At 61.2% G+C, this 1,900-nt stretch carries 3 protein-coding genes; all 3 read right to left on the bottom strand.

Annotation, left to right across the window (positions count from 1 at the left end):
- Positions 1 to 736 (bottom strand): tRNA pseudouridine(55) synthase TruB (truB, locus tag WBF74_RS14625; RefSeq protein WP_424441221.1); only part of this gene is annotated, 736 nt, incomplete at its 3' end.
- Entirely contained in the window at positions 711 to 1,151 is a 441-nt protein-coding gene (gene rbfA, locus WBF74_RS14620; protein WP_424441219.1) for a 30S ribosome-binding factor RbfA, read from the bottom strand. The genes truB and rbfA, both read right to left, overlap by 26 nt.
- Positions 1,152 to 1,316: 165 nt before the next feature.
- A partial coding sequence (locus WBF74_RS14615; RefSeq protein ID WP_424441217.1) for a translation initiation factor IF-2 occupies positions 1,317 to 1,900 on the bottom strand: 584 nt, incomplete at its 5' end.

The following is a 1,900-nucleotide window of genomic DNA, read 5'->3' as shown; positions in this document are numbered from 1 at the left end:
GTGCCGACACGTGGCCGAGACAACCAAGTGCTCGTCCCAGATCGCGGGCGATGGCGCGCACGTAAGTCCCCTTGCCGCATTCAGCCTCAAGCAGGCTGGTGGCACCCGTGTGTTCGATGAGCGTCAGACGGTGGATAATGACAGGCCGCGCCGCCAATTCCACTTCCTCGCCCTCACGAGCCAGATCATAGGCGCGCTCACCATCAATTTTGATGGCGGAGAAACGCGGGGGTACCTGCATCAGGTCGCCGGTGAAGTGCGGGAGAGCCGCCTCAACGTCCGCGCGCGAAGGATGTTTGTCCGTTCGCGCCGTGACCTGCCCTTCGGTATCATCCGTATTCGTTTCCGCGCCCCAGCTTACGGTGAAGGCATAGGCCTTGCGGCCGTCCATCACATAGGGAACAGTTTTGGTCGCCTCGCCGAGCGCGATCGGCAGAATGCCTGAAGCCAACGGGTCCAGCGTACCGGCATGGCCGGCCTTGCGTGCGTTGAACAGACGCTTGGCAACCGCGACCGCGTGGGTGGACGTCATCCCGACGGGCTTGTCGAGAACCAGCCACCCGTTGATGTCCTGTTTGCGCGACCGGCTTTCGTGGGGGCGCCGCTTCTGCTGCGGGTTCTTCCGCGCCTGTCCTCGTGCGGCCTGCGGCCCCGATGGAGACTCGGCCCCGATTGTCCCATCTTTTGCGGGAATATCCGCCTGATCGTTGTCAGCGGTCATGATCGCCGTTGTCATCGTCTGCGCTATCGTCCTCATCTGTGTGGGTCTGCCCGTTCACGCGGGTTGTGCGCAGCAGGCTATCGATATGTCCCGCCTCATCGAACGATTCGTCGAAGCGAAAGCGGATGTCCGGCGCGTAGCGCAGGTTGATGCGATGCGCCACTTCGGCACGGATGATCTTGCGGTTCCGGTCCAGCGCCGCCAGAACGGGTTTTGCATCCTTGCCGCCGAGCGGAATGATGTACGCCGTTGCCAGACGCAGATCCGGCGACATACGTACTTCGGGGACAGTGATGACGTGGGAAGCGAGTACATCGTCATGCACTTCGCCCCGCATCAGAATGTCCGCCAGTGCATGACGTACGAGTTCGCCGACACGCAATACGCGTTGGCTCGGGCCGCTGCCCGAATCGAATTTTCTTCGTGACATTGATTTATGATCCCCCGGGGTCGGACCGGGGCCTTTCCAGTGTTTACAATCAGTTTTCTACTCCGGCACGACGCATTATCGCACCGGTTATCACGGTCCCAGGCGCTCTGTGGCGCCGGGACCGCGTATCGTGTAGGCGGCAGGTTGTCCGAGCGCAGGCGGACATTACAGAGACCGCCGGATCTCCTCGACCGTGTAGCATTCGATGACGTCGCCAACACGCATGTCCTGATAGCTCTCGAACGACATGCCGCACTCCTGGCCGGCCACGACTTCCTTGGCGTCATCCTTGAAGCGCTTGAGCTGCGACAGCTTGCCTTCGTGAATGACGACGTTGTCGCGGATAAGGCGCACGTTGGCACCCTTCTGCACCACACCATCTGTGATAAGACAGCCGGCAACCTTGCCGATTTTCGAGACGCTGAAAATCTCGCGAATCTCAGCATTACCAAGCATATGCTCGCGCAGCGTGGGGGCCAGAAGGCCGGACATCGCCGCCTTCACATCATCCACGAGATTGTAGATGATGTTGTAGTAACGGATCTCCACACCGGCGCGTTCGGCTGCCTCGCGGGCCTCCTTGTTGGCGCGCACATTAAAGCCGATCACCACAGCGCCGGATGCCTCCGCCAACGTGATGTCCGACTCGGTGATGCCGCCGACGCCAGAGTGGATGATCCGCGCGGCCACCTCTTCGTTACCAGCCTTCTCCAACATGCCGACGATAGCCTCGGACGAGCCTTGCACGT

The sequence above is a fragment of the Parvibaculum sp. genome (assembly GCF_049672805.1).
In the GTDB taxonomy this organism is placed as follows: Bacteria; Pseudomonadota; Alphaproteobacteria; order Parvibaculales; family Parvibaculaceae; genus Parvibaculum.
The sequence above is the reverse complement of the archived record's forward strand: the minus strand, read 5'-3'. Positions and strand labels throughout refer to the sequence as shown.